Source organism: Paenibacillus sp. 10L310 (assembly GCF_056395745.1).
Window position 1 is genome coordinate 26,441 of record NZ_JBFTKC010000018.1, and the last position, 23,135, is coordinate 49,575.

18 protein-coding genes are annotated in these 23,135 nt (G+C 48.3%); 4 read left to right on the plus strand and 14 right to left on the minus strand.

From position 1 onward, the window contains the following. Nucleotides 1-118 precede the first annotated feature (118 nt). Genes AC1DE7_RS26035 through AC1DE7_RS26045 form a run of 3 tightly spaced genes read left to right on the plus strand, consistent with a single transcriptional unit; the run spans nt 119 to nt 3,829 of the window. Nucleotides 119-1,225, plus strand: a complete 1,107-nt coding sequence (locus tag AC1DE7_RS26035) for a GerAB/ArcD/ProY family transporter (protein WP_340983508.1) — start codon at nt 119-121, stop codon at nt 1,223-1,225. Then, entirely contained in the window at nt 1,206-2,675 is a 1,470-nt protein-coding gene (locus tag AC1DE7_RS26040) for a spore germination protein (protein ID WP_340983509.1), read from the plus strand. The genes AC1DE7_RS26035 and AC1DE7_RS26040 overlap by 20 nt, the downstream gene beginning before the upstream one ends. Continuing rightward, entirely contained in the window at nt 2,672-3,829 is a 1,158-nt protein-coding gene (locus AC1DE7_RS26045) for a Ger(x)C family spore germination protein (RefSeq protein ID WP_340983510.1), read from the plus strand. The genes AC1DE7_RS26040 and AC1DE7_RS26045 overlap by 4 nt, the downstream gene beginning before the upstream one ends. Before the next feature lie 86 nt (nt 3,830-3,915). Here AC1DE7_RS26045 and AC1DE7_RS26050 read toward each other — a convergent pair whose 3' ends face one another. The 14 genes from AC1DE7_RS26050 to AC1DE7_RS26115 form a co-directional block, all read right to left on the minus strand. Continuing rightward, a complete protein-coding gene (locus AC1DE7_RS26050; protein WP_340983511.1) occupies nt 3,916-4,332 on the minus strand; it encodes a sensory rhodopsin transducer in 417 nt (138 codons plus the stop codon). 633 nt (nt 4,333-4,965) lie between these two features. Then, nucleotides 4,966-6,174: a rhamnogalacturonan acetylesterase gene (locus AC1DE7_RS26055; RefSeq protein WP_445744927.1), complete on the minus strand. Its 1,209-nt coding sequence runs from the start codon at nt 6,172-6,174 to the stop codon at nt 4,966-4,968. 105 nt (nt 6,175-6,279) lie between these two features. Next, nucleotides 6,280-7,119: a carbohydrate ABC transporter permease gene (locus tag AC1DE7_RS26060; RefSeq protein ID WP_017690747.1), complete on the minus strand. Its 840-nt coding sequence runs from the start codon at nt 7,117-7,119 to the stop codon at nt 6,280-6,282. 2 nt (nt 7,120-7,121) lie between these two features. Next, a complete protein-coding gene (locus AC1DE7_RS26065) occupies nt 7,122-8,024 on the minus strand; it encodes a carbohydrate ABC transporter permease (protein WP_047841423.1) in 903 nt (300 codons plus the stop codon). A 139-nt stretch (nt 8,025-8,163) separates the two neighbouring features. After that, complete coding sequence (locus AC1DE7_RS26070) at nt 8,164-9,447, minus strand: ABC transporter substrate-binding protein (RefSeq protein ID WP_076254936.1); 1,284 nt, start codon at nt 9,445-9,447, stop codon at nt 8,164-8,166. Between the two features lie 220 nt (nt 9,448-9,667). Then, nucleotides 9,668-11,221: a response regulator transcription factor gene (locus AC1DE7_RS26075; protein WP_036614096.1), complete on the minus strand. Its 1,554-nt coding sequence runs from the start codon at nt 11,219-11,221 to the stop codon at nt 9,668-9,670. Continuing rightward, entirely contained in the window at nt 11,196-12,983 is a 1,788-nt protein-coding gene (locus AC1DE7_RS26080; RefSeq protein WP_339189917.1) for a sensor histidine kinase, read from the minus strand. Before AC1DE7_RS26080 ends, AC1DE7_RS26075 begins: the two co-directional genes overlap by 26 nt. Before the next feature lie 250 nt (nt 12,984-13,233). Then, nucleotides 13,234-14,556 carry an SGNH/GDSL hydrolase family protein gene (locus AC1DE7_RS26085; protein WP_339189919.1) on the minus strand — a complete coding sequence of 441 codons (1,323 nt, stop codon included), beginning with the start codon at nt 14,554-14,556 and terminating at the stop codon, nt 13,234-13,236. Nucleotides 14,557-14,985: 429 nt separating this feature from the next. Continuing rightward, a complete protein-coding gene (locus AC1DE7_RS26090) occupies nt 14,986-15,276 on the minus strand; it encodes a hypothetical protein (protein WP_101315103.1) in 291 nt (96 codons plus the stop codon). A 24-nt stretch (nt 15,277-15,300) separates the two neighbouring features. Further along, entirely contained in the window at nt 15,301-16,164 is an 864-nt protein-coding gene (locus AC1DE7_RS26095; protein ID WP_197997992.1) for an inositol monophosphatase family protein, read from the minus strand. A gap of 107 nt (nt 16,165-16,271) precedes the next feature. Next, nucleotides 16,272-17,273 (minus strand): UV DNA damage repair endonuclease UvsE, encoded by a 1,002-nt coding sequence (uvsE, locus tag AC1DE7_RS26100; protein ID WP_036614105.1) that lies wholly within the window; start codon nt 17,271-17,273, stop codon nt 16,272-16,274. Between the two features lie 155 nt (nt 17,274-17,428). Then, nucleotides 17,429-17,752, minus strand: a complete 324-nt coding sequence (locus AC1DE7_RS26105) for a hypothetical protein (protein WP_036614107.1) — start codon at nt 17,750-17,752, stop codon at nt 17,429-17,431. 30 nt (nt 17,753-17,782) lie between these two features. Next, entirely contained in the window at nt 17,783-18,883 is a 1,101-nt protein-coding gene (locus AC1DE7_RS26110) for a D-alanine--D-alanine ligase (RefSeq protein WP_340983514.1), read from the minus strand. A 137-nt stretch (nt 18,884-19,020) separates the two neighbouring features. Then, on the minus strand, nt 19,021-20,019 hold the full coding sequence (locus AC1DE7_RS26115) for an amidase domain-containing protein (protein WP_445744900.1): 999 nt from the start codon (nt 20,017-20,019) through the stop codon (nt 19,021-19,023). A 383-nt stretch (nt 20,020-20,402) separates the two neighbouring features. Between AC1DE7_RS26115 and acnA the strand changes: the two genes are divergently transcribed. Next, nucleotides 20,403-23,117 (plus strand): aconitate hydratase AcnA, encoded by a 2,715-nt coding sequence (gene acnA / locus AC1DE7_RS26120; RefSeq protein WP_036614112.1) that lies wholly within the window; start codon nt 20,403-20,405, stop codon nt 23,115-23,117. Nucleotides 23,118-23,135: the final 18 nt, after the last annotated feature.

Sequence of the window (23,135 nt, forward strand, 5' to 3'; positions counted from 1 at the left end):
AACGATCCTAGAGGTAAGAGAAGCCATGGGTATTCGTTATTTCGACTGACGGTATGAAGCGCTCCAATCACGTTAACACTGCTGAGGACAGTCTATTGGGAAAAGGAGACCCCTCAGCATGAAACGAACACAGCCTTCTTTTTTACAAGCTATGATGTTGATCATGTTGTCCGTTGGCTTGATCAGCCATGTTCTGATTATTCCTGCCCTTTTGGCTGCGGCTAAAAGGGATTCTTGGATTTCCGTCCTGCTATCAGCCGGTCCATTTTTGATATTTGCGCTAATGCTCGCTTATGTCTCTCGTTTCCTCCAGCATCAAACTCTGCATGAATGGTTAACATCCCGTCTCGGCAAGCCCATTGGCATGTTATTTCGAGTTGGGAACAGTCTCTTTTTTCTGAGCGCAATCTATTTCACCCTGCACGAAACCACGACTTGGGCCAAAACAAATTACCTGACAGAAACGCCAATATTGGTAACTAGTATTGCTCTGATGACTCTCTGTGCCTATGGGGCATATAAAGGCATCCGCTCACTGGCATTTACGGCAGGATTGATCCTTCCACTGGTGGTACTCCTGGGCTTCTATGTTGCAATTGTGAACACTCAATACAAGGATTACAGTCGTCTCCTGCCTGTGTTAGAACATGGCTGGCATCCAGTGCTGAATGGCATGATTTACAGTCTTGCAGGCATGTTTGAACTGCTGTTCATCTGGTATATCCAGCCTCATCTCACCAAACGTATACGTGTATGGCAGTATCTGATGCTCGCACTCGTTCTTGTGGGACTTACAGTCGGCCCACTCATCGGGGCGATTGTGGAATTTGATCCTTTTGAAGCTACCAAAATGCGATATCCCGCCTTTGAAGAATGGCGAATCGCCTCCTTGGGCAAATACATCGCCCAGACCGACTTCTTTTCCATCTACCAGTGGCTCGCAGGCTCGTTCACCCGGATTAGTCTCGCCATGTATATTGTAGTAGAAATATGGAATATTAAGAGCTCTACCAGAAGGCTTATCAGTTGTATCTCGTTAGGTGTCTTCTTTATTCTAACCATGTTGTATCCTCTGGATGATATGACCTTCGAAAAGCTTCTGGTCGAATACATATTTCCGTTCAATCTCGTATATCTGAGCGGACTTGCGATTATCGCGACGACGGTTGCCTTTATCCATTCACGCCATCAGAGGAGGAAACATCATGGAGCATCAAGCGATTGACACCACGTCCCATGAAACACTGCTTGCCTCTTTGAAAGAGCAGTTCAATCCATGTGCAGATGTCGTTATTCAGACCTTTCCTGTTAAAGACCAATCTGATCAGCCCGTAATTCTGCTTTATTGCGACGGTCTCGTCGACGGTAAACAAATTAACCAATTTATTATTCCACGTCTGGAACAGCACTCCCTGATCATTGAGGAATCACATCCTAAAGAACTGGGATTAACATTGAATCCGTTGGATGACCTCACAGATACTAACAAGCTTAATATGTTGATATTTAGTGGACAACTACTGATCATTTTTGGTAATGGTGTGCAGTCCTGCAGTGTGGATATTGCTGATATCCCGGGACGCAGTCCAGAAGAATCAGCCATTGAAACATCAGTTAAAGGCCCGCGCGATGGATTCACCGAAGAACTCACTACCAACGTGGCCCTTATACGCAAACGAATGAAAACATCTTCGATGTGTTATGAGAAATATGTCAAAGGCGGTCGTACCCAGACGGCCATTGGACTTCTATATGTAAAAGATATTATCAATCCAGACATTCTGAAAGAAGCTCGGCACAATCTGGATCAGATTGAGATTGACGGCATCCTGGGCACCTCAATCATGGAACGAGCTGTCATGGGAGGGATTCGGAGTATCTTTCCACTTACAGATAATACCGAGCGTCCTGATTTTGTCGTTGATTCCCTGTTAAACGGTCGTTTTGCCGTTTTGATCGAAGGTTCTCCTGTAGCGGTCATCGCACCAACTACACTTTTCAATCAGTTGAAATCTCCGGAGGACGAAAGTACACCCTTTTTCATCGTTACTTTCGAACGAATTTTGCGTATATCCGGACTGCTGATTGCCTGTTTCTTCCCAGCCTTCTATATCGGCCTGACCAGTTTCAATGTGGAACAGATTCCCCTGCCTCTTCTGGCAACAATTGCTGGCACTCGAATGGGCCTGCCCATGCCGGTGACACTGGAAGCGTTCCTGATGATTTTTATGTTCGAGCTATTCAACGAAGCTGGGCGTAGGTTGCCACGTGCGTTGGGGCAAACGGTCAGCGTTGTTGGCGGGCTTATTATTGGGGATGCTGCCATTAGAGCCGGGATTACGTCCCCTACCATTATTGTCACGGTAGCGATCTCGGTCATCTCTAGCTATATTCTCGTGAACACTGTGCTAAGCGGGGCTACTGCCCATATCCGGATCGGGATGTTACTCATCTCTTCCATTCTTGGATTATTCGGTTTCATGATCGGACTATTGGCCCTGTTGGTGCATCTCGTATCCTTGGAATGTTATGGCGTATCCTATCTGTCACCTGTATCTCCCTACATTCCCGGAGACTTCACTCAGGCCGTATCCATGCCACCTTCCATGAAAAGAACCAAGCGCCCAGAAGCACTTCATACACAAGATTCTACTCGCCGGAGGAAACGCCCGTGAAACGATGGGCATCCATAAGTGGCCTTCTTATAAGCTGCATGATCCTGTTAACGGGGTGCTGGGATTCCAAAGAGGTGCAAAGTATAAACTTCATTACGGCGATAGGAATTGACTATGTAGACAACCAGTATATTGCTTATGCCCAACTGATTGACTTCTCCAGTATTGCAAAACTGGAAACACCAACTTCCCGGGAGACAAGGGATATCTGGACTGGACGGGGCGAGGGTACAACACTGAACATGGCTATTAACGACTTGTATGAAACGTCACAGCAGCTAACGCTCTGGACTCATGTTAAAGCTATTGTTCTATCCAAAAGAGCCTTGGATGGTCGACTGGAGGATATCTTTAATACACTTCTTCATTCAGGCCAATTGAGATATACACCCTGGATCTACGCTACAGAGCATAACATTCCGGATATACTCTCTCCCTCTGCATTGTTGAACCAATCCGCCCAGACCATTGAATTATTTGAGCCCATGAGACTATACAAACAGCATTCCGCCTACGAACCTATCCGGCTCCATCAGCTACTTGATGGATTACGGGAACCCGCTTCTGTCGTTCTTTTACCCTCGGTGTCAACGAGGAACGAGACTTGGTTCAACGGCGATAAAACGCCCCCCCTTGTTAGAATGGATGGATTTTATGTGATATCCAAAGGCACAAGTCAGGGTAGAGTTGCAGGAGCAGACGCAGATGGTACACGATACGTAAATTATGAGCGTGTACATCAGTACCCACTATATGTATATGCGAATGGTGGGAAAATTCCTGACTTAACTTTGATGCTTCATCATCCCAAGACGAGAATCACGGCGAGGAAGCAAGGTGATGGCGTAACATTTGATCTGGCGACTACGGTTAAAAGTGCCATCATTGAGGACCATGGAGCCCCGCGTACGCCTCATGCCATGGAACAAGAAGCGGAGAAACAGATCGAATCCCAAATCCGAGATACGTTTGAAAAAACCAAGGAACGCAAGATCGATTCATACGGTCTTGTGGAACACTTATATCGCCACAACCTTCCCTTATGGAAACAGGAAGTCTACAACCGGGCGGACCCACTCCAACGTTTTAAGCTTGGAAAAGTGGAGGTACACGTGGATATCCTGAATGCGAGCACGTATAAATACAGTGAATAAATGAAGAAATAGAAGCCCCGTACCTGCATTGAATGCAAGGTTACGGGGCTTCTTACCATCTCCAGCCATGCTGTCGATTGGGGAAGTTATCCTAATGGATACGCCATGACACTCATCAAAGCCAATTCAGGCTGGGTCGTGTCCAAACGACTGTACTGGACGATAACAGGGATATTGCTCGAAACCGTAATCGCATAAGGCACGCCCGGTGGAATAGACTGCTCCCCGGATCGTAGCGATGCAGTGCGAATGTGCTTCGTCCTTCTCGCTGGCACTTCGGCGACCATACCTTCGAGTGGTTCTCTGTCTTCAAAGTAAATCGTGATGTGCAGCTCCGCATCCGTGGCACTGGTGTTCAGTACACAGATGCTCTCATGACTCTCCAATGTGCCCCGGCTCTCCGGCGGAATGTAACCATCCGGAATAACCCAGTAGGTGTGACCTGTAGCTAATGAAACATTCTTACGGGCAGATGTGCCTGATTCTGTCTGGTCAGGTGTCATTGATATACCTCCTCCTTTTTTTTGCGAGTGCAATATAGGTTAAAAATGCGTGGGCTCGCGGGGCAGCCGCTTCGGCGGACGGATCGGGCTACAGGCCGCTGTTGGCTCGGGATTTCTATTCAATTCCCCCTCAGCAGGGGAAATCCCGCTCCAAAGGCGGACGCTTCGCTCCCTCTACCCGATTCCGCCCTCCTCCGCTGCTACGCTCGCCTATTTTTTAAAAGTTTATTGCCTTCGCTATTCGCTGGGCAACTTTTGCTGGCTCGTTACTTCGTTTAACTCGCTACAGCTTTTAAACCCTGAATAGCTCGCAGGACAGCCGCTTTGGCGGGCGGATCGGGCTGTGGGCCGCTGTTGGCTCGGGATTTCTATTCAATTCCCCCTCAGCAGGGGAAATCCCGCTCCAAAGGCGGACGCTTCGCTCCCTCTACCCGATTCCGCCCTCCTCCGCTGCTACGCTCGCTGTTTTTTAAAAGTTTATTGCCTTCGCTATTCGCTGGGCAACTTTTGCTGGCTCGTTACTTCGTTTAACTCGCTACGCTTAAATACAGACGCACAGGACTTAAAATCCTGCGGTAAATTATCTACTAGAACAGTAAAAACAAGTCCTCTACAACTGCTACGATTACTCACCTACCGCAGATACATCTGCAACGGTTGCAATTGCAACTCACGGATGGCTTCTGCTACCTGCTGGGCAAGGCGGCGGGCGCCTCGTTCCTGAAAATGCGTGTTATCCTCCACGCCTGAGGGGAAGTTCACATACTCGCCTGGCAGTACCCACATAAAGTCGTCCTTAGTGCCTTCAACGCCCGCCTCCTCGAACAGAAGACGGCTGCGCTCAGCCAGATCGATCAGCGGAACATCTTCCTCTTCCGCCAGCTCACGCACGGCGATGATATAATCGCCGTGCGTATCGGTCAATGTGCCATCATCCGCAAAATAGCGCCGATGCACCGGGGTTATGAGCACTGGACGAGCCTTGGCTTCGCGTGCAGCGTCGATATACTTTTTCAAATATTCCTTGTATGTTGTGAATGGGTCCGTCCCACGTTCAGGGTCCGGCTTCTCATCGTTATGTCCAAATTGAATAAACAGAAAATCTTCAGGCTTGATTCGCTCCAGAATGGCGCTCAATCTGCCTTCATTAATAAAGCTGCGGGAACTGCGGCCTGACTGGGCGTGATTATCCACTGCAACATCATGTTTGAACTGTGCAGGCAACAGCTGGCCCCAACCACAATATGGATATCCACTTTCCGGCTGATCCGTTACAGTTGAATCCCCGGCAAGGAATACGGTCATGGTCTGATTCGCAAGAGTAACCTCCAAAGCATTAATTCTAGGTGCAGGACCGGAAAATGACAGACGAAGTCTGCCGCCGCGAACAACAACCGAGAATCTAACCTCTGCGTATTGTCCGGGAAGTGTGCGAATGGTTGGCAGTACAAGCCTGCCTTCACCAGCTTTCACGCGTGTCACTGTCTCAGCCAATTCATCCCCTGCAACAAGTAATACTTGGTAGGTTCCGTCGGGAACATCCACGATGAACGATGCTTTGAGCGGAATACAGAAGCCTGAATGCAATCGGGCAGACATGGTTGTCTGCCCCGGATTGTTATGATGTTGTTTCGTGGGATCCGACACATCGTCATCACGAATGCGTTGTTTCTCATATACCAGAGATCCTGCCTCGAATCCGTACCCTCCGCGTTCCTCATATGCGGTTGTTGCAGTTACTTTCAGATAATCCCCTGTCTCATCTGCTCTTCCCGAGTCCGGTCCAAAGTTAAACTTCCAGCTGGTCACGGACACTGCCTGGCCCTCTGCCGCTGCCTCCATGGCAGCGGCCTGACTACCCTGAGCTTTATTCAAAAGCGATAACCTCCTTGGTTAACTTTCGTAAACGTTCATTCGGGCGAAGATACGAAGATACAGTAATCTGGCTTATCCTTTCAATCCGCTGGTGCTCATCCCTTGAACAATTTGTTTTTGGAAGATGAAGAACACAGCTACAACCGGAACCAGACTGACGATGGACATGGCGAACATTGCGCCCCAGTTGGAAGCAGATTCGCTATCGAGGAACATTTTCAGCGCCATCGACACGGTGTATTTATCAGGCGAGTTCAGGTACAATACCGGACCGAGCAGATCCTCCCATCTCCAGTAGAAGGAGAAGATGGCTGCAGTCGCCAGAGAAGACTTGATCAGCGGCATAATAATCTGGATATACAGTCTGAATTTGTTACATCCATCGATGGTTGCAGCCTCATCCAGCTCCTTCGGAATCGTTCGAATGAACTGTACCATCAGGAAGATGAAAAACGGCATTCCGAAGAATGTAGGTACAACGATTGGCAAGATAGTATTCAGCCAGCCGAGCTTCGTGAAAATGATGTACTGAGGAACCAATACCACGTCATGTGGCAACATCAGTGTTAACATCATCAAGGAAAACCAGAACGTGCGTCCCTTGAAATTCAGTCTGGCAAAACCAAAAGCGATCAGCGATGACGATATCACAGCACCGATGGTAGATATCACTACGATTACAAGTGAGTTCGTGATGTAATCCATGAACGGTCTTCCCGCTGTGCCTTTCCAGCCATCTACATAGTTGCTCCAGATCCACTCCGCAGGAAACAGGGTATCCGCTGTGACGAATATCGTACGGCTTTCCTTGAATGAACTGAAGAGCATCCAAAGTACGGGATACAACATTAGGAGGGCAAGAGCTGCAACGAACAGGTGATAAATGGGCCATTTCACATTTCTCCAAACCATCGTTACTTCCCTCCTTCAGATTCGTAGAACACCCAGTACTTGGATGTCAGGAACACAGCTACCGTGAGTATACCGATCATGATCAGCATGATCCAAGCCATGGCCGAAGCATAACCCATGTTGTTAAACATAAATGCCTGACGGAACAGATATAGAGAGTACAGCATCGTACCGTCCATTGGACCGCCTTCGCCTTTGGAGATAATATAGGCAGGTACAAACGTCATGAATGCTCCAATCGTCTGCATAATCATATTGAACAGGACGATCGGGCTAAGCAGTGGCAAAGTGATGCTGAAAAATTTCCGTATAGGGTTCGCGCCATCCACACCTGCTGCCTCGTACATCTCAGTAGGGATATTTTTGAGACCAGCCAGGAAGATCAGCATGGACGAACCAAACTGCCACACAGACAGTGAGATGAGCATAACCAGGGACGCATTCGGGTCACCAAACCAGCTTATAGGCCCGATCCCGATTGCCGTTAGAGCACTGTTGATAACACCCTCATTACTGAAGAGGTTACGCCACATAATGGATACGGCCACACTACCACCGATTATGGATGGCAGGTAATACAGCGTCCGGTACGTTCCAATCATACGAGAGCCAGTGTTTAGGACCATCGCTACGAAGAGGGCAAAGATCAACCTTAACGGTACCCCAATGAATACATACAGAAACGTCACTTTGACCGAGTTCCAATATTTCGGGTCATCAAAAAACATTTTGGTGTAGTTATCAAGCCCAATCCACCGCGGAGAAGTGAACAAGTTATAACTCGTGAACGACATATATAAGGACACAAACATGGGGATGAGTGTGAAGCCCAGGAAACCAATAATAAACGGGCTTATGAACGCATATCCAGTTAAGTTTCTACGTAACGACGAATACTGCCTCAATGGAACGAACCTCCTTCATGGATCAGCTTGCTCCCTCATCCTGGCTTCGGTCATCTGGACGGGGAAAGGCCCTCGCATTTGCGAGTAGCCCCATTCCCGACCATCCCTGAAGTGGGACGAGCAAGCCATCATTCAACTGTTATTTATTGTTCGCAAGTACAGATTCGGCGTTCTTGCGGAATGTCTCTGCTGCTTGTTCAGGTGTAATTTTGCCAAAGTTCAATTCTTCAACCACATCTGCCAGGGAAGAGATTACTTCAGGTGAACCAACCGGTGGCGGAGAACTCATTGGTGAAGCCTTAGGCTCCATGGCTGCTACGAATTCAAAGACTTGTTTCGTTGCGTCACTCAGCTCAGGTGCGATAGCTTCTTTGATTGCTCCTGAAATTGGCACACCGCGCTCACCTTTGATCAGTTTGTTGGCTTCCACGTCATTCACCCAGAAATCAATGAATTTAGCCGCTTCTTCCTTCACTTTGGAGTTGGACGTCACACCCCAGTACATACTTGGCTGCATATATAGTCCTTTTTCCATATCTGGTCCTGGCATTGGGGCGATTTCGAGTTGACGGTTCGCTACCTGTTGTAAGGCTACGAACTGGTTGGACCATTGCCACACGCCAATTCCTTTTTCCTTCACGAGATCTGATTCCTCAATAATGCCTTTGGTTTGGTTGGCTACATCCGGCGTAGGTGCTGCACCTTGCTCGATCATGCGGCGCATAAGTCCGAAGAACTCCACAAACAATTGATCATCATCATAACCAAGACCTGTTCCTTCCGCATTGTAAAGCGACAATCCTTTGGTACGCAGGAAGTAGTGGAAGAAAATATCCGGAGCTATCCCTCCATCCAAATACAGACCTTTATCTGCGGTTTGTTTACCCAGTGCTTCGTACGATTCCCAAGTCATATTGTCAGGGATTGCATCCACGCCTGCTTTTTTAAGCAATGCCGGATCATATTGGAAGCCCAGAACGTTAACACCGGCAGGTACACCGTATTGTTTACCGTTAATTACACCTGTGCTGATAACATTCTCGGACACATCGTCCACTTTGATCTGGTTGCCAAGATAAGGCGCTAGATCCTCAAGCTGACCATTCTGTGCATATTGGCTGATGTAGGAAATATCCATCTGAACGATGTCAGGCAACTGATTTGCCGCTGCTTGTGGTGCGAGCTTTTTCCAGTAGTCATCAAATGAAGCATATTCCACGTCGATTTTGACATTCGGGTTTTTCGATTTGTACAGGTCGATGACCTTCTGTGTATATTCATGCCTTGCATCCGAGCCCCACCAAGCGATCCGCAGGGTAACTGAGTCATCTCCAGATGCTCCTTCAGTTCCTCCACCTGAGCTACATGCCGCTGTAAACACGAGCAAAGCAGCCATCATCAGGAATATTGCCTTTTTCACCATGCCAATCTCCCCTTTTATGTTGATATGGTTGTATGAAAGAGTTATCTTCTCGTTTCTGATAACGCTTTCACAAACTTGTTAATGTCATTTTCGCAAATGTACGACCATAGTTGAATACACAAAACCGTCTTGTTGGTTCAAAAAACAGAGGAGGACAACAGTCCCCTCTCGGCGCTGTTCGTCCTCCCCAGACATGAATCACATGATTGGCAGTCCATTGTTATATGCCGATTCTGCGGAATTCCGTAGGTGTCATACCAGTCCACTTTTTGAACACCTGACTGAAATATTGTGAATTCCCACCAAATCCGAACAATTCAGCAAGCTCGAATACTTTCACATCTCCGCCTCTGCGAATATGGTCACATGCGCGTTCAATGCGCAGGCGATTCACGTAGTTGGAGAAATTCTCTCCTGTGACTTTTTTGAAAATCTTGCCCAGGTAATCTGGATTCATATAGAGCATCTGATGAGCTACTCCATTGAGCGAGAGATCTGCCTCTCCAAAATGACGATCCACGATATCCATCATCTTCTCCACGGCTGAAGACTGGCGGCTGATATGGTTTTTGTAATAACCGGAAGTTAATCGGGCTGTACTGCTTGCAACAAAAGACTTCAAACCAGATAACGTATCGATATGCGGCAGTTCTGCCATACGCTGGGTGAATTCCGTTGCCTCCTCAGGTGGACAGACATGCACCATCGCCGAGTAGAGCTGCACTACATAAGAGCGAGTCACCTCGATTTCCAGCTGCTGACGTGATAATAGATCAAACAGACGCTCCACCTCTACCGCTGTTTCCTCGGTATTGCCCGATTTGATCAACTGACACAGTTGCTCGGCATCCTGTTCTACATGCAATCCGTCGCATTCTCCGGCCAGTACCAGATCATTCTTCGTAATCAGCTTGCCTTCACCGATAAAGAAGCGATGGTTCAGATACTGCAACGCCTCACGAAACAACCGCCGCGACTGAATCATTCGATCTGCTTCACTCAGCGCAGCGGTCACTTCCAATTTATATAGTCTGGTGAATGCTGCCCGAACCTCTTCAATACTTTCTTTCAGTCCAGCCGGATCAGCTGAATCCGCGAGCAGAATGAGGAGTTTGCCTTCAATGGTTGTGCTTAACAGGACATGTGGGAGCAGGTCACTGGCAATGTTTTTGATCGCAAATAAGTGGCTGTAATCATGTTCATCTACAATTCGGAACAGCAGTAACCGAACTGCGTTCTCTTCAAGCTCCAGATCAAACAGCTCCTGATAATACTCCAGATCAACCGGCCCATAGGTGCGGTTGGTCATGAACTCCAGCAGAAATTGCTCCTTCACATGCGGAAGGACTCGTTGCAATCGCTGTTTCATCTCACCGGCAACATGCTCCTTCACCTGGGCATCCTGATGTTCCTGCAACAGTTCAGTTAACGCATCATGGATCTGATTCTCGTTGCAGGGCTTGAGCAAATAATGCTTCACACCATATTGCATCGCTCTGCGGGCATATTCGAACTCCTTGTAGCCGGATAACATAATAAAACGTACTCCCGGGTATGCTTCAGATGCCTTCTCTATGAGTCCGAGACCATCCAGACCTGGCATGGAAATATCCGTAATAATAATATCGGGTCGCGACTGCCCAATTTTGTCCAATGCTTCAATCCCGTTCCTCGCCGTATCCACCAATTCCGTTCCTGCCGCGGCCCAATCGACCACTTGGGAAATCCCCTCCAGAATGACACGTTCATCATCTACGAGCATCACTTTGTACATCGTCATCGTCCTCTCTGATCCAAGGTATGCTGATCGATACTACAGTTCCTGATCCGGGCTTGCTACTCATCACCATTCCACCTTCATCACCGAAGGTCAGTCTGATTCGTTCCTGGATGTTAGATAACCCAATGCCCTGTCCTCTTGTCTGAATACGTCCTTCGTGTAGCTGTTCCAGGAATTCCGGTGTCATCCCCGGACCGTCGTCCTCAACTTCAATAATCACCTTATCTCCATCTGCTCTCGCCCGGATCCGAATCCGGCAAGGGTCAATGCTTGGTTCGAGTGCATAATGTATCGCGTTCTCCACCAACGGCTGTAATGTTAACTTCGGTATCCGTGCCGTTCCTACCTCCGGGGCAATTTCCATGTCGAAATCCAGTCTTTCCTCAAAACGCGTGCGCTGAATCGTCACGTAACTGCGGACAATGTCCAGCTCTCTTTCCAGCGTAATCCACTTCTCGGACATGTTCACAGAGCTACGCAGCAGAAATCCGAGGGCCTCAACCATTTCCGAGATCTGTCGTTGCTTCTGTACTTTAGCCAGCCAGTTAATCGATTCCAACGTGTTGTATAGAAAATGTGGATTAATCTGCGCCTGAAGCGCTTTCAACTCCGTCTCACGAATCACCAGTTGCTTCGCATAATTCTCATCAATCAATTCACGTATCCGTTGAAGCATCATCTTGAATGTGCGATGCAACAGCCCAACCTCATTCTGTGGAGATATCGGAACATTGCCGAGAGCAGCCTCCTCCAGCTTATCCAAATCGCCTTTTTCGATATTACGCATCTTTTTGATCAACTGTGCAATCGGATGGGTAATACTGCGAGAGAATCTCGCTCCAATGATAAGCGCCGCCAGAAAAATCATGATGAAGATCACCGTGACCAACTGTTTGACAAACTGGATCTTTTTAAACATCTGGTCAAACGGGGTTGTGTACAAATAGGTCCAATCCGTATAGGAAGAATGAGCACGAGCTACAAAGTGTCTCCCCTGTTCCAACATGGCAATTCCATAGGGCTGGGTGCGCTTCAGTTCAGACTCAATCTCGGCTTCACTAACCGACGATTCTGTTGGATAGATCACTTCTTTTCCATCCGTAATGAGTAATTGGGAGTCCTCAGCCGGTTCTTGCATCTGGTCCTGTACAATTCGGTCCAGCCGGACGCGGATGATCAGTGTGCCAAGGTCCTCCAATGTAAATGCTCCGCCAATAAAGGATTTCACCTGTCGAACCGACAAGAGTCGGGACTGTTTATCCCCACTGGTATGCCATGCATTGGAGCCCGAGTATTGCTGTCCCAGTGCAACCAGTTCCTTTTGCTTCGACTCCGAAATTCCCTCCCGATTGCCTGCGGCCATAACGTTATTATCATTATCGATAAATAGCATGGAATAGACGTATTTTTCGGAACCGGCATATGCGACTAACCTGTTAGTAATTTTTTTACGCAATCCATTTTTCTCGTAACCCGTTTCGGCCTTTTTCAGTTGGAGCAGATATTGCTGAAGCGGCTCGTCCGACATCACCTTGAAGGAGAGATTAGAAATTTCACGAAGTTGATTCTCAATACCTACCGAAGACATATTGAGGACCTGCGAGGATTTCTCATAGATCTGGCGGTCATAGATGCTGAACACATATCGGAGTACGGACGCATAAAACGTAAAGCTGATCAACATCAAAAGTCCGATGAGAAGAATCGTTTTGTGATGAATCGGCAGTGTTGTGAAAGCGTTCTTAATTTTGTTCATCCTAAGCGCTCCTTTGGCTTGCGAGGGGTGCCTGTCATACTATGCATTAGTGGTTTTATTGTAAGTTATTTTCATATTTACACATCCATTGGTCATCTGACAAGATATATTTATGCAACATTTTAGGTCATTAGAGAAGGTATACATCTGTGTCAGCAACGTAAAAAGAACACAAAACAGCCAGAATACCTTGAACAAATCAAGGTATTCTGGCTGTTGAATAACATCATGTTAAAACATGAAATACAATTTACGGATTAACAAAAACAGTTTTCAGCTTCGCTACATATTGCACATCAAAGCCAAGACCTTCAGCCACCATGGCAAGTGGTACATATGTTTTGGACTCTTTGCCTACCTTATTCAGGAATGCAGGTGTATCCACAGTAACCGATGCTCCATTTACCTTCACAGCATTGGCACCAATCTTCACCGCAACTTTCCGGTCTCCATATGTAATGGTTGCGGTTGAAGTTTTGTTATCCCACACCGTAGTAGCACCGACCGCATTCACGATGTCTTGAATCGCCACAAAGTTTTTGCCGTTACGGATAATCGGTTTGTACGGAGTATTTAATGTTTTGCCACTCACAATAATGTTCATCGGCTCACCTGTCGCAGGTGTAGTCAGCTTCGTGTAGTCGCCCCAGATCGTTTTGGCAAATACTTCGGCAATGGCCGCATATCCAAATTGGTTCGGGTGGAAATCACGATCTTTGATCATATGTGTCATCGTGCCTTCACCACCAACAAACTCCTTGGCCACGTGTGCGACTTTGACATCGGTACCCTGAGCAGTGAATTGTGCTGCAATGCCATCAATGGTCTGTGTGAAACCTTGGGATGCCTCCATCAGTTTAGCATAGAGTGCCTTGCCTGCTACTTCTGGCATCGGTTGATACTGATCGGCGATGACAATTGTAGCTGTCGGATTAATTTCATGGATATCATTAATCGTTGCACTTACATTGGCTGTATATGTTGCGAGTAATTCTTTTACCTTCGCTTGCAGATCCTGATCACTCAGTTTGTCTGCTGTACCGAGAAGCTCAGATACATCATTTCCCCCAATGGTAATTGCAACCAGATTGGCCTGTGCTACACTCTCACGGATTGCAGCAGTATTGGCTCCGATCTGTCCCGCTCTTGGATCAGGAAGACTTGGTTGAATGGCTTCAGAAGTCAGCGTTTTGCCATCCTTAATTGCAGTAGTAAAGTTTTTCAGACCACTGGTTTTCAATCCGGCAATCCCGTAGTTGTCCACCTGTGTACGTCCATGCAGCAAACCTTGCTCCTGGAGACGTTCTACATAACCATAAGGCAATTCTTTTGTGTTGGGCTCATAACCTACCGTTATGGAATCTCCCAATGTGACGATGCGGAACTCCTTAGTTACGGCTACTGCATCTTTCTTCGCTGTCAGCGAAGTCTCGTTTGTACCCGCTGGCAATACACCGGTTTTGGTGTCAGCCGCGTGTGCAGGCAATGCAGATGATGTAAAGAGCAGCATTCCTGCCAACATGCTTACCGTTAAACCGGCAGCTGTATTTTCCCATATACGTTTACGCTTCATTCAGGTAACACTCCTTCTCGCAAATCTATAATAATTTACACTAATATACGTGTTCAAAAAGGGCGGTTTTCAGTACCGAGAAGATGGGATGAAGCTAGAAATGGAGTAGCGGAGCGTAGGAAAACTACGTGAGCAACCAAAATGTTTCCTTCGGAAACATACTTCGTAAGCCTCCCGCTTATTTCGGCTGAATTCCATATTCGATGCTGATGATGCCGTTAGGCATCCTTCGTAATCAAAAGCGGACTTTTTGAACAACCTCACTAATATATAGTACATTGGTCATTCCAATGACATAGGTTGGTGTTACTCTATTCTATCATTTTAAAGTAGGCGTTGTCCTCTCCACTGAGAGCACACATGAAATAACAGACTCCCTGAAGGGGAGTCTGTTACTGGTTAAGCTCAGCTATGACGTTCAGTGATTAGTTAAGATTGCGGCTTATTTGAGTCTTCAGCAATCAAATGACCCTTGTCGCTCTCCGGTTTGTTCCCGGTAGCTCGCTCCAGATATCGATCATAACGATCATCCACTTCACGTGCCATCTTCCGGTACTTTAACGTTTCCTCAACAATTGGATCACGTTCTGTCTGGATTCGCACTTCATATTTTGGAGGAATCAGCTGGCGTTCCCGCTGATTGGTGTCGCCGGACTCTTCCATGTCCCCTTCCGTCAGCATATCACTGAGCCGTCGTTCCAGTTCTTTGGATTCATCCATTGTTTTCGCTCCTTATAATGAATTTCATTCCAAGCCGGTTGCTTTCGCTTCCTTCAGCACATCCGTCAGTGCATCATGGATTTTGCCATTGCTGGCAACGACATGATTCACAGACAGTTGGTAAGGCGTTCCGATGGTATCGGTCACCTTGCCACCTGATTCTTCAACCAACAGTGCACCTGCGGCAATATCCCACGGTTTCAATCCAACTTCGGTGTAGGCGCTGAGGCGTCCTGCGGCAACATATGCCAGATGGAGGGCGGCAGATCCGCCTGCACGCAAGTTACGAACTTGCGGAGCAAGCGCCTGCACAGCCGCCATATTCAGTGGCAACGCAAAGGTTGTGTCTGCCGGGAATCCAACCGCAATCAGGCTCTGAGCCAGTTCTTGTTCACCAGATACAAGCATCCGGTTTCCGTGAACATATGCTCCTTTCCCTTTTTCCGCAACAAACATTTCATCACGGGAAGGGTCGTAGATCACGCCGACAATGACTTCACCATTGTGAGCCAATGCGATGGACACCGAATAAAACGGAAATCCGTGTACAAAGTTCGTCGTTCCATCCACAGGATCAACAATCCACAGGAACTCTTCTTCCTCAGCCTCTTTCAGTGCTTTTGCCGAAGCTTCCGGTCCCGGTTCGACGCCCTCTTCACCCAGAATGGCATGGTGGGGAAAATGCGTGAGAATCAGGCGGCGGATCATCTGCTCCGCTCCTTTATCCACTTCGGTCACCAGATCTTGGGGTGAATATTTGGTGCCAAGTTCAGCTACCGTCCCAAGACGGCTTTTGATCCATTCGCCAGCTTTGGAAGCTGCATTAATGGCAACGGCAGTATAGCTTTTGCTTGTCACGACATAAGGTGTCTTTTCCTTCTCATTCAAAGCGTTCACTCTACTTTCTATATCAATCTACGAAAAGTTGAAATACTTGTTAAAAGTATACGCCCCACAGGTCGTAAAGTTTCTCGTTGCCCAGGCCCCTTTTGGCACTACGGATGAATGATGACGGTAGACTCGTCCACCCACTCCACACCCTCTTCGTGATAGAATGCCAGCTTCTGCATCAGTTGCACAAGAGCCTCATCCTTGCGTTTGGCCTCAATCATCACGTCAAGTCTTGGGGTGTCTGCTGCGATATGACGCAAGAAATCGAGCACAGGCTCTACCTCCACACCATCGGCATGACCTCGCAGATCCTTCTCGCTCTTCGGACTGGAGACATGGATTTTGGGTGGCAATGGCTGATCAGCCGGTGAATCTGCCTGGGCAAGCGGTGACTGCCAGGTCTTTAGAATATCAGGCCACAGATCCCATGCCTGTTCTCCTTCGTTGTTCACCCAATGGTGATGGATATCCAGTACCATGGGCAATCCCAAGCGCTGGCACACGGCAAGTGTCTCAGGCGCATTGAACGTTTTGTCATCATTTTCGAGTGTGAGCCGCTCCTGAATGTCCCGATCCAGCTTCAAAAAGTTTTCTTCAAAACGAAGCGCCGCCGAAGGCTTGTCCCCGTATGCACCACCAATATGTATATTGTTCTTGGCAGTGGCATTCAGCCCCATGGCATCCAGCATCCGAACATGATGACGAAGGTCGCGAATCGAGTTGCGCAGAACTTGCTCGCGGGGGGTACTAAGTACGGTAAAATGATCCGGATGAAAGGACACACGCATATGATTTTCCTTCACAAAATCACCAATAGCCGCAAAGTCCTGCTTCAGCGCCGGGAACGGGTCCCAGTCATTCAGGTCTTCGTGTGTTGCCAGTGGAATCAATTTGGAAGAGAAGCGATATACATGAATATGGCTACCCTTGTTGTGCCTGAGCAAACGTAATGTATTGTGCAGGTTCTCGGCTGCAATCCGTTCGAGCTTGCGGATCGCCGCTTCCCTGTCATCGATTTTGTTAAAACTCGACATGGTCATGGTCCGGGAAGGCGAGGCGTTCTCTATAAGCACGGACATTGCCACGTAACCAAAGCGTACGAGCATGAATCTCTTCCTCTCTATTAGGGCGGAGAACCCACACGGCATATTCAGCCGTCAGGATGTACCGTCACTGTATATAACCAAGTTTTACCCTAAAAGAGTGACCATAATCGTATTCTGGCAAATCCGTCCTTCCGACCCGCACTTACAGTCAACAACTATTCCTGTGCTTGCTCTCCAAAGAACATCTCATCTGCAAGGGCAGTCTGAATGCGTGATTCTTCCTCAGTCAATTTGCGGATGAGTTGCATCTCCACCTCAGTTACCTCTTGCCCCTGGAAGTTTATCTCCGCAATGGAAACCACGATCTTGACGATGGCTACAGCCACGTTATCCGGTGTGTATGCAATCACTTTCTGGCCGGTAGGAAATACCCGGAAGCCCTGTTTGACCATTTTGCCGCGTCCGTATTCAAGCAGTTCGAACAGCTCCTGCTCATTCTTGAACTTGCATACGGAATTGAATTCAGTCTGAAATCCCATGGTTATCCCTCCTGATCTTGTGGTCGCAGGCTACGCCTGTACGCCGTTCTCGTAATTCAGTGCCTGCTTGCGGTTGTAACGCTCCAGTGCCAGCTCAATCATGCGATCCAGCAGTTCGGCATACGATACACCTGTCTCACGCCAAAGAAGTGGATACATGCTGTATGGTGTGAAACCAGGCATGGTGTTGACTTCATTGATAAGCAAGGCGCCGTCATTTTTCCGAATGAAGAAGTCGGCACGTGAAATACCGTTACCTTCAATCGCACGGAACGCCTGCAAAGCTGCCTCGCGAATGCGATCTGCGGCCTCTGGGTCCAGTGGAGCTGGAATCAGCATCTGTGATTGACCGTCAATATACTTGGCTGCATAGTCATAATACTCACCGGAGGATACGATCTCGCCTGGAACAGAAGCCATTGGCTCGTCATTGCCGAAGACACTGACCTCAACTTCGCGGGCTTCAACGAACTCCTCAATGACAACCTTCGTATCATACCGAAGTGCGAACTCAACAGCTGTCTTCAGCTCATCGCGGTTACGTGCTTTGGAGATTCCCACGCTGGAGCCCAGATTCGCCGGTTTGATAAAACAAGGATACCCGAGCTGATCTTCGATTTGTACGATCATTTCGTGTTCTGTCTGCTTCCATTGTGTCGCGTTAAAATACGTAAAGGCACATTGGTCAATGCCAGCCTGTGCAAACAGCTTTTTCATGACCACTTTGTCCATGCCGCCAGCCGAAGCCAGTACACCTGCACCTACATATGGCATATCCGCCATCTCAAACATGCCCTGAATGGTGCCATCCTCTCCAAACGTACCATGCAGCAGAGGGAACATCACGTCCAGCGCTTCTGCTCCGCCATACAAACGTCCAAACAGGGCGTTCAGCGCATCCTGCGTTCCACCCGCCGATTGCTCCAGCTTCAGATCTTCAATCTGCGCGAACGGCGCATGCATGACAGGTCCTTTTTTCCACGTCCCCTGCTTGGAGATATAAAAAGGAACCAGTTCATACTTTTCATAATCAAATGCGTTTGTTACAGCAAACGCCGTTTGCAGCGACACCTCATGCTCGCCCGATTTTCCGCCGTACACGACGCCTACTTTTAATTTATCCATACTCATGTGTACCCTCCGATTATCTGTGCCTGATGCTGTCATGCTTGCATGCTCAGCACCCTTGTTATTCTGCTTGCATTATCTGGTCTTATTTTACACGGAACTGGATGTCTGCGTCACCGCATCCCGAAAATCTTTCGTCATCAAAACTCATCTGCAATATGGAAAAGCCGGTATACCGTCCGCTCTGTCCAAGCGTAAGAATCCCGGTAATCCCAAAAGCGGTGACGGCTGCTAACCGTATGTGCGTTAACAAGCGGCATACCGCCCGCATCAAACGCGGTCACAACGGTGCTGTGTTGAAATCGTCCATCTCCATCCCAATCGTAGAGAATAACATCACCGAGCATCAGCTGCTCAGGACGCTCCACTTCTGTCGCGGTCAGCCCCCAGCTGCTGCCTGACAAATAACGCTCCAGACTGTTGGAAACCGCCCAACTGTAACTCCACATTTCGGAGCCGTTCACATACCCTTTATACCACCAGCCAGCTTCTCTTCTACCAGTATAGTGGATGGGTGCGCCCCCTGCAAAGAGACATTGGGACACGTAATTGGTACAATCCACATCAAATTCCTCAAATGCCGGATTCCCCGCATTCCACCATCGATCTGCATAGGCAACCGCCAGATCTCTGCGATATGACTGTTGCCGTGAGCTTCTTCCTTGACCCAACACTTCCCGATTCAGCAGCGGCCGATTCATCGCCTGTACAAAATCAGCTTGTTGAAACGGACGTCCTTCCCCAGCAGGGCGACGCTCCGGCACTTCTCGCTCGACCCGTCCAATGATCCATCCACCACTCTGCCGCAGAAGGGTTAACCGCTCCCGCTCAATCCGGTCCTCCCGGTGGGTGATCCCGCTCTTCTCGTAGAACAGTCTGCTGTACAATTGTACATCCACCACCGCTTCTTCCTGGCCATCCATAAGCGTGCGCACAAGCTTGGCGCTGGTCTCGCTGCGAAGAGGCACGGCGCGCCGCTTACGATACCATTCGTCCAGCCTTGCCATACGCTCTCCCCGTTCCACCACGAAGTCAGGATCGGTAACGATCCGTTCGCTGGTCTGTGGACGGTAGTCGATCTCACAGCGATTGTACTGGTTCACGTAAGTATATAAGGCACTCTTCCATTCCCGTTCCAAGCCTATGTCCCCCTTTGGCATGAGTTCTGTCTGGAATATTTCATTGCGTATATAAACTCCTACTATTCATATGAAAGGGTCTTCGGTTGTATGTACACGGCTCAGGAGGGAGATCCGAAATTCGGCAAATACAGGTACACAAGATATCTTATTCCTGCTCGCTTCACGAAAACGCCTTCATCGGTCCAAAAGCTTGCTTGATCAGGCAAAAAGACCTTTACGTACGGAGGTGAAAACGGTATACTTAAAACTAAAGTTATGATTATGAAATTACGTTTCATCTGATGAAACCAACGAACAAGAACACGGAACGATGAAGGCCTGTTCTTCACCTAAATGAACGTTTTCTTCATCTCACCGACACATCCCAAGGAGGTACATGTATGTCAGCAAAGAATCATTTCTCCGCCGCTCGCAGTCTTGAGGTTGGAGGCAAGTCTTACCGCTACTACAGTCTCGATGCTCTTCAGGAAAACGGCCACGGCGATCTTTCCAGGCTTCCTTTCTCCATTAAAGTGTTGCTTGAAGCAGCAATTCGTCAATTCGACGGACGTGCTATCACCGAAGAACACGTAAAACAACTGACCGGCTGGGCAGATGGCCGTGACAATAACAAGGAAATTCCATTCATCCCTGCACGTATCGTTCTGCAGGATTTCACCGGTGTACCGGTTGTCGTTGACCTCGCTGCAATGCGTGATACTGTGAAAAAAGCAGGCGGCGATCCAAAACAGATCAACCCGCTCGTACCGGTCGATCTCGTTATCGACCACTCCGTTATGGTTGATGCTTTTGGTACCAACGATGCACTTGATTACAATATCAAAGTTGAGTTTGAGCGTAATGAAGAGCGTTACCGCTTCTTGCGTTGGGCGCAAACGGCATTCAACAATTTCCGTGCAGTTCCACCATCCACAGGGATCGTTCACCAGGTTAACCTGGAGTATCTGGCTTCCGTGGCAGCAACAAAAACCGTGGACGGCGAAACCGTTGTATTCCCGGACTCCCTCGTAGGTACAGACTCCCACACCACCATGATCAACGGACTTGGCGTTGTTGGTTGGGGTGTTGGTGGTATTGAGGCTGAAGCAGGTATGCTGGGCCAACCGCTTTATTTTGTAACACCGGACGTTATCGGTTTCAAACTGACAGGCAGCCTGAGCGAAGGCGCAACAGCAACGGATCTGGCACTGACTGTTACCCAATTGCTTCGTAAAAAAGGCGTTGTTGGTAAATTCGTAGAGTTCTACGGACCAGGTCTTGCCAACATCGGTCTGGCTGACCGTGCAACAGTAGCCAACATGGCACCAGAATATGGCGCAACGATCGGTTTCTTCCCTGTTGATAGTGAAACGTTGAACTATCTGCGTAACACTGGCCGTCCTGACGAGCAGGTAGAATTGGTTGAAGCTTATTACAAAGCTCAAGGCATGTTCCGTACTTCAAGCACCGTTGATCCTGAATTCACAGATGTGATTGAACTGGATCTCGGCTCTGTTGTACCAAGTCTTGCAGGACCAAAACGTCCACAGGATCGCATCGAGCTGACACAAATGAAAGAAAGCTTCAACAGCATCATTCGCACACCTGTAGATAAAGGCGGCTACGGTCTGAGCGATGAGAAAATCGAACAATCCGTACCTGTGAAGCATCCGGACGGTTCCAACAGTGAACTGAAGGCAGGCGCTGTTGTGATCGCGGCGATCACGAGTTGTACGAACACTTCGAATCCAAGTGTTATGGTTGGAGCGGGACTGCTGGCGAAAAAAGCAGTTGAACGCGGCCTGACCAAACCAGGATATGTGAAAAGCAGTCTGACACCAGGTTCCCTTGTGGTTACCGAGTACCTGGAAAAAGCAGGTCTGATCACGTATCTCGACAAACTCGGATTCAACGTTGCGGGCTACGGTTGTGCAACATGTATCGGTAACTCCGGCCCACTGCCGGACGAAGTGAGCGAAGCTATTGCTGAGAACGATATGACCGTAGCAGCTGTATTGTCCGGTAACCGTAACTTCGAAGGCCGTGTACACGCACAGGTTAAAGCCAACTACCTGGCATCACCACCACTCGTTGTGGCATATGCACTTGCGGGTACCGTAAATATTGACTTTGAAACCGATCCAATCGGTTATGATACGAACAATGAGCCTGTATTCCTGAAAGACCTCTGGCCTACCTCCGAGGAAATCAAGGATACTATCGCTAGTTCCCTGAACGCTCAGATGTTCCGCAACAAGTACGAGAATGTATTTACAGCCAATGAGCGTTGGAATTCAATTTCTGTACCGGAAGGTGAACTGTACGAGTGGGATCCGAACTCCACGTACATTCAGAATCCTCCGTTCTTCCAGGAGCTTGGCGACAAGTTGAACGATATCGCAGATATCCGTTCTGCACGCGTTATGGCATTGCTTGCGGATTCCGTAACAACGGATCACATCTCGCCAGCAGGTAATATTGCACCATCCAGCCCGGCTGGACTGTACCTGAAAGAACATGGCGTAGAGCGCAAAGACTTCAACTCCTACGGTTCACGCCGTGGTAACCATGAAGTCATGATGCGTGGTACGTTTGCCAACATTCGTATTCGAAACCAGGTGGCTCCTGGTACAGAAGGCGGTATCACGAAGTACCTGCCAACGGACGAGGAAATGTCCATCTACGATGCTTCCATGAAGTATCAGGATGAAGGACAGAACCTGATCGTTATCGCAGGTAAAGAGTATGGTACAGGAAGCTCCCGTGACTGGGCGGCAAAAGGAACATTCTTGCTCGGCGTCAAAGCCGTTATCGCAGAAAGCTTCGAGCGTATTCACCGTAGTAACCTGGTCGGCATGGGCGTAATGCCATTGCAATTCCAGGAAGGTCACGGCTGGTCCAGCCTTGGTCTGAACGGACGTGAAACGTATGACATTACTGGCCTCAGCAATGATGTGAAGCCAGGACAAGAGTTGAAAGTTACCGTAACTCGTGAAGACGGTACACAGTTCGAATTCCCTGTCATCGCTCGTCTGGACAGCATGGTTGACGTGGATTACTACCATAACGGCGGTATCCTGCAAACTGTATTGCGTCAAATGATGAAAAAAGCTTAATGATATAAATCATTAATG

Bases quoted from the DNA above. Each gene is read 5' to 3' on its own strand.
- AC1DE7_RS26090 (WP_101315103.1), bottom strand. From the start codon at position 15,276: ATGGATGAATCCAAAGAACTGGAACGACGGCTCAGTGATATGCTGACG.
- AC1DE7_RS26035 (WP_340983508.1), top strand. From the start codon at position 119: ATGAAACGAACACAGCCTTCTTTTTTACAAGCTATGATGTTGATCATG.
- AC1DE7_RS26105 (WP_036614107.1), bottom strand. From the start codon at position 17,752: ATGGGATTTCAGACTGAATTCAATTCCGTATGCAAGTTCAAGAATGAG.
- AC1DE7_RS26060 (WP_017690747.1), bottom strand. From the start codon at position 7,119: ATGGTTTGGAGAAATGTGAAATGGCCCATTTATCACCTGTTCGTTGCA.
- AC1DE7_RS26070 (WP_076254936.1), bottom strand. From the start codon at position 9,447: ATGGTGAAAAAGGCAATATTCCTGATGATGGCTGCTTTGCTCGTGTTT.
- AC1DE7_RS26080 (WP_339189917.1), bottom strand. From the start codon at position 12,983: ATGAACAAAATTAAGAACGCTTTCACAACACTGCCGATTCATCACAAA.
- AC1DE7_RS26085 (WP_339189919.1), bottom strand. From the start codon at position 14,556: ATGAAGCGTAAACGTATATGGGAAAATACAGCTGCCGGTTTAACGGTA.
- acnA (WP_036614112.1), top strand. From the start codon at position 20,403: ATGTCAGCAAAGAATCATTTCTCCGCCGCTCGCAGTCTTGAGGTTGGA.
- AC1DE7_RS26040 (WP_340983509.1), top strand. From the start codon at position 1,206: ATGGAGCATCAAGCGATTGACACCACGTCCCATGAAACACTGCTTGCC.
- AC1DE7_RS26110 (WP_340983514.1), bottom strand. From the start codon at position 18,883: ATGAGTATGGATAAATTAAAAGTAGGCGTCGTGTACGGCGGAAAATCG.
- uvsE (WP_036614105.1), bottom strand. From the start codon at position 17,273: ATGCTCGTACGCTTTGGTTACGTGGCAATGTCCGTGCTTATAGAGAAC.
- AC1DE7_RS26055 (WP_445744927.1), bottom strand. From the start codon at position 6,174: ATGGAGGCAGCGGCAGAGGGCCAGGCAGTGTCCGTGACCAGCTGGAAG.
- AC1DE7_RS26075 (WP_036614096.1), bottom strand. From the start codon at position 11,221: ATGTACAAAGTGATGCTCGTAGATGATGAACGTGTCATTCTGGAGGGG.
- AC1DE7_RS26050 (WP_340983511.1), bottom strand. From the start codon at position 4,332: ATGACACCTGACCAGACAGAATCAGGCACATCTGCCCGTAAGAATGTT.